The organism is Gemmatimonadales bacterium (assembly GCA_036265815.1).
Taxonomy (GTDB): domain Bacteria; phylum Gemmatimonadota; class Gemmatimonadetes; order Gemmatimonadales; family GWC2-71-9; genus CAVVWJ01.
This window is the reverse complement of record DATAOI010000073.1, coordinates 1-5,427: the sequence shown is the minus strand read 5'-3', so window position 1 is coordinate 5,427 and position 5,427 is coordinate 1. Positions and strand designations below refer to the sequence as shown.

6 protein-coding genes are annotated in these 5,427 nt (G+C 66.5%); 4 read left to right on the top strand and 2 right to left on the bottom strand.

Annotated features, from left to right (window positions below):
* The 4 genes from VHR41_15625 to VHR41_15610 form a co-directional block, all read left to right on the top strand.
* Positions 1-915, top strand: a 915-nt coding sequence (locus VHR41_15625; protein ID HEX3235626.1) for a cyclic nucleotide-binding domain-containing protein, incomplete at its 5' end; no start/stop codon positions are given.
* Positions 916-1,319: 404 nt separating this feature from the next.
* Positions 1,320-1,718 carry a serine hydrolase gene (locus VHR41_15620; GenBank protein HEX3235625.1) on the top strand — a complete coding sequence of 133 codons (399 nt, stop codon included), beginning with the start codon at positions 1,320-1,322 and terminating at the stop codon, positions 1,716-1,718.
* A 216-nt stretch (positions 1,719-1,934) separates the two neighbouring features.
* Positions 1,935-3,230, top strand: coding sequence for a serine hydrolase domain-containing protein (locus tag VHR41_15615; protein ID HEX3235624.1), 1,296 nt, complete (start codon positions 1,935-1,937; stop codon positions 3,228-3,230).
* A 781-nt stretch (positions 3,231-4,011) separates the two neighbouring features.
* Positions 4,012-4,497 (top strand): hypothetical protein, encoded by a 486-nt coding sequence (locus VHR41_15610; GenBank protein HEX3235623.1) that lies wholly within the window; start codon positions 4,012-4,014, stop codon positions 4,495-4,497.
* 1 nt (position 4,498) lies between these two features.
* Here VHR41_15610 and VHR41_15605 read toward each other — a convergent pair whose 3' ends face one another.
* Entirely contained in the window at positions 4,499-5,179 is a 681-nt protein-coding gene (locus tag VHR41_15605) for a hypothetical protein (protein HEX3235622.1), read from the bottom strand.
* Positions 5,180-5,242: 63 nt separating this feature from the next.
* Positions 5,243-5,427 (bottom strand): hypothetical protein (locus VHR41_15600; protein HEX3235621.1); only part of this gene is annotated, 185 nt, incomplete at its 5' end.

Genomic DNA, 5,427 nt, shown 5'->3' with positions numbered 1-5,427 from the left:
CGTCTCGCGTTGGCCACGAACGACCTCTCTCCCACGCGCACGTTCCTCGCGAGCCTCCTGGCCTCGCGCCAGGAGCGCTTGTCACGGTGGGCTCTGCTGGCTACGACCACGCCGGATACGGCGGACAAGATGACGGTGGTCGGAAGGGGGTTGCGCTCGGCGGATCAAGAGACCAGGGCACAAGCGGTGGAGGCGCTGGAATCTGTGGGGCTGCATGCGGTCACCCGTTCCCTCATTCCACTTCTCGAGGACACTGGCCACGGCGCTCTCCCGGATTCTCGGACGTCGCTCCGCGAGATGTCGGAGGACCACGATGAATGGATCCGTGCCTTGGCGGTACGCTGCATCAGCGAGGAGCTCATCGACGACCTCGGGCATCTCCGGGGGCTGGCGGATGCCGATCAATCGGGCCTGGTCCGATCGGCGATCGCACGATGGGAGGTCATCGGGGTGCGCGACACCCAGACACTCGACACGGTGGACCGGGTAGTAGCGCTTCAGCGGGTGCCGATGTTCGCCGGGATCGACCCCGAAGATCTCGAGCGGATTGCCGCTCTCCTCACCGAACGTCGCTATGACCCGGGCGAGCTCATCTTCGCCTGGGGCGCAGAGGGCGACGAGATGTTGATCATCGTCGAGGGCGAGGTAACGGTGAGCCGCGCGCAAGACGGCTCCGGAGGACCTATCCGTACCGTCCGGTCAGGCGATTACGTCGGGGAGCTCTCGCTGCTACGCGGCCAGCCGCGCGCCGCCAATGTCACCGCCGGGCCCGAGGGCATCCGCGGGCTGACTCTGAGGGGAGCCGAGCTACACGCCATACTGGAGGAGCGACCAGAGGCGGCCATGGCCATGCTCGCGACCCTGGCGGAACGGCTCGCCGCTGATTGGAACCAAGCAGGGGCAAACCCGCCGTGACTAGGAGTGGAGCCAGGGGACTCGAACCCCTAACCCCTTGCTTGCAAAGTGACGGCATGGCTCTCGGTCAGTGTTGGTGAGGCGCGCTGAGAGTAGCCGAGCAGCGTTGGACAGCGCCCTGCAGCCTCGGCGATGCGACGCAAAACCAGTGGCGGTCCTGTCATGCGCCCTGTCCACCAGGCGTCGTACGCAGCCAAAGTAATCGCAGTGTTCGCGACGGCCTTCGTCGTACGTCGGCAACTCGCTGCCCTCGAGCGCCCGGATGGTAGGTCGCCAAAATGCGCCAGGACCAGACGTCGCGCTGGCGCGGGGAGCAAGCTATCTGATGGCAGCCGATCCCACGCGGATCGGCAAGACCTATAGCTTTCAGGTCATATGACTCCTTTCTGCAGGGTGAGAGAGCGATGGGGAAACCAGGCACGGCCCTCGGTATCTGCTCGGTCATAGTCATGCTCCTGGCGCTGCTAATCACGGGTGCCGATCTCACCCCTCCCGATAGCGCCGTCGCCGCACCGCAGGTGCACGAGCTGACCGGCGAGGATCTGTCCGCTTGGCTCGATGGTGTGATCCCGACCCTGCTGGAGCGGGATGCGCTGCCGGGCGCGACCGTGGTCGTGGTGCAGGGCACTCAGGTGGCTGCCCTACGCGGCTATGGGGCCAGCGATCAGTCGAAGGCGATACCCGGGGCCGCTCCCGTCGACCCGGTGCGCCAGCTGTTTCGGGCCGGCTCGGTGTCGAAGGTGTTCACCGCCACCGCGGTCATCTCGACGTCGACGTACGCCGCTATCTGGACTTCCCGCTAGAACTACCCAAGGGGCCGGTGACGCTGCGCCAGCTGCTCAGCCACACCGCCGGGTTCGAGGAGTGGCCAGCTGCCGCTGTCAGCCAGCCTCCTGGGGCCCAACCCGACCTGCGCGCCCAGCTGACCGCGCACCCTCCGCGGCAGATCTTCTCTCCCGGCACCACACCGGCCTACTCCAACTACGGCTATGCACTGGCGGGCTATCTGGGTCCAAAGGGTGAGCAGCCAGCGCTTCGAGCAGTACGTCCAGCGGGCGATTCTGGAACCGCTGGGGATGTGGTCGAGCTCGTTCGAGCAGCCGCTGCCCGCCGGCCTGTCCGGCAGACTGGTGGCCAGCTTCCCAGCCCCCGGCTCACCAGCCGAATCCTTCCAGCCGACGGCGGCGCCCGAGGGCGCGCTGAGCACAACCGGCGTCGACATGGCGGCCTTCCTCGCCTTCCAGCTGGGCCACGGTCCCCGTACGGTCCTCTCTGCCTCGACCCTGGCGGCGATGCGCACGCCGGCACTGCCAGCCGAGTCCCTGCACGGGCTGGCCGCCGGGGAACAGATGACGCTCGGCTTGAACCGGTGGGAGATCCGCGGTCAACCGGTGCTGTCCCAGGGCGGTGATGTGGGGGCCTTTCACAGCCTGCTGGCGTTGTTTCCCGGTCAGGACACGGGGCTATTCGTGTCCGTGAACGGGAGCGGCGCACCGGCCATCGACTCCGATCAGCTCCGCAGCCAGCTGGTGAGCCCGTTCGCCGACCGGTACGTCGTCACCCCGGACGGCGCCGCGCCTGCTCCGTTGCAGGGCAGCCGTGAGCACGCCGCCGCCGTGGCCGGGAGCTATCTGAACCAGCGGCGGGTGGCCTCCACTTTTGTCGCGGGCCTGTACTCACTGCTGCTGGTAACCGTCTCCGCTCATCCGGACGGCACCCTGGGCGTGCGGGACCGGTTCTCCCCTGAGTTCACCTTCCAAGAGATTCGGCCCTGGCTGTGGCGGGAAGTGGGCGGCGTCACCACGCTGGCCGCCGGGCGGTATCAGACTGGTCGGGTCACGGCCATTGCGTTCGCTGGTTACGCCTCGGCAGGCCGGGTGGGCTTCCTGCAGGGTCATCTCGTGCCCTATATCGCGCTCGCCCTGGCGCTGCTCGTGCTAGTGGTGACCCTGGTGGCTTGGCCCATCGGCTGGCTGCGCGGCCGGCGGCGCGGCAACCCCAGGAATCCGGATCGGCGGTCTCGGCTGGTCCGCCGGCTTGCGTACGCCTCGGCAGCGCCCGTACTGGCCGGCTTCGGCCTTCTGGCTGCCAGCCTCCGGTTCTTCCCCCCGGTGATTCACCCAATGGCCCGCGTGGGCCAGGCGCTGCTGCTGCTCGGAGTCCTCGGCGTAGTCCCTGCAGCCTGGCACCTCCTCATCACACTGCAATCGAACCGCCGCATAACACGGGTCCTCGGGGCGGCCGCACTCACCGTCGCCCTCGGCTATGTCCTCGCACTGGCCCTCACCTTCCCGCTTATCTGGCCGCCCGGGTAGCCGGTCTGAAGGAGTGATCGTCCCGCGGTAGCGATTGTTTCCGCGATCGGGTCCCTGCCCGGAAATGAGGGAGATCAGTGGCCAGACCACCTCCATTGCGGCGTGACTGCTCTGCCCGCGCCTTGATGCCGCGCAGCATTCCACGCTCCATCAAGAGGATGCCAACGAGCCAGAATGCATCCGACAGTGAACCGGCTGCTCGCTGCAGCACCAAAGACCAGATGGCACGCTGCAGGCTCTGGGGCGGTTTCGTTCCAGCACGAGTGTCCGTCCTGGTTGCACTTGGCGTACCCGCCAAAACTGACCGGGGAGGTGGCCGAGGTACCGTTCTGGCGTCATCCAGATTCGCTCTCCGGGCTTTAGCGTCTGCGGGCTGGGCTCGATCCGATCCAGATTGTCGATGTCGGCGCCAAGGAGCCGCTCAATGGCGGTGTAGGTGTAGAAGCCGCCCCGCCCATGCCCGAGTTGTACAAGCCAGGGCCACACCTCCTCTGGTGGGGCCGCGATGGAGATTGCGTACGTTGTGCTCCGGCCTTGGGGCAATAACTCGTCACCCGGCACGTCACGAACAGTTTCGGAGTCGGTGGCCCCAGCGCTTGCTGATCCGGATCAACCGCCAGGACGCCCAGTACAGCGATCCGGCCGTGAAGCCAACAACAGCCGTACGCAAAATCGGCCGCTTCATCTGGGATCTCCTGCTTTCCAAGAAGGAGTACTGCGGACGACCAGACGTGAACGTGTGGGATTGACCCTAAGACGCAGAGTTCGCACGATCCATACCATGGCCATTAATAAGTTTCGGCGACGAGCACTCGCCGCTGCAGCGGGAGCCGGGCTGTGCAGCCTGGGCATCCGCGAAGCCGTACGGCTCGGTGACGCTGATCTTGAGTTGGCGCGAAGCAGAGCTCGCCAGCTAGGCGCCACGCGCATTCTGGCCGGTGTCGTGCTGCTCATCCGCCCGCAACTGCTCATTGCAGCACTCGGCTTGTCCGGTGCCGGCAAGGCCGGCTGGTGGCTCTCACGCATGCTCGCCGTCCGAGAAATTGCGGTGGGAACAGGAACCGTTGCCGCGTCGCGCCCAAACGCAGACCCCTGGCCGTGGCTCATGACCGTGTCAGCGATCGATGGAGCTGAGGCGCTGGTGCTGTTAGCCGCATTGCGCAGGAAGGTCGTCGATGGTCCGGGCGGCTGGGCCTTTGTCGCCGCCGATGCCGGCAGTGCGGCGGCTCTCATCGCTCGCATCGCCCATCTTCGTAACGCGGACTAGGTCAGCCCGCGTACCCGTTCCCGGGCAGTGGGGTGGTTTCGGCGCGGTCGCGGATACCGAGCAGCATGCGGCGCATCATCGGGTAGTCGCCGAACTCGTTGAGCACCGTGGTCAAAGTCGAGATGGGGGGATGGTGCCAGTCCACGTCGGTACGCAACCGGGTGACGAGCCGGGTGCTGTCGGCGGCGGTTGGCGTGAGCACCCAGGACCACGTGCTCAGTGGTTGCTTCCACAGCAACCATCGGTCCACCTCGAAGCCGGCGACTTTGAACGCAGTGGTCTCCGAGGGTGTGGGTGACATCGGTACCCATTGGCCGATCTCGAGCCGCTGGAATTCCGGCAGGATCGTCCACGAGCTCGGGTGGCCGAGATTGTCAAGCAGGTCGTGGGCGTAGAAGCCTGCGCGCCGGCAACCTACTTGGACCAGCCATGGCCACACCGCCGAGGGCGGCGCGTTGATGGTGATCGCCCGGGTGGCGAGGTACTTCGGCTTCGTGATCACTTCATCGCCGGGCATGCTGGCGCGGATCTCGTCGTCGGTTGCGCCCCAGCGCAGATGTTGGCGCCGATAGAACGGTGCCGTTGCGAAGCGGGGAAGGTCCGTTATGAGGCAGCGGATCTCGTGGAGCAGCTGGCTGGCGGTGGGGCGTGGGCGCCGCGGCGCTGGCGCAGGATTTGTCATCGGTCACTTCCTGATGGAGTCCGGGGTTCCGCACCTTATGTCACGGTAAGCCGACACTCCGGGTCACGGCCGTGGGGTCGCGGAAGTCGAAAGGTGCCGGGACGTACTCGGCTGGCCTCGGCGGACCGTCATGCCAGGCAGCTTTGGGAGGTCGTTGGAGTAGTCGACCAGCGTCCCGCTGATGGGTCCGGTGCCGCGGATGGTCAGACTCACCTCGGCACCCCGTGGGGGTAGCCCGAAATAGAGCA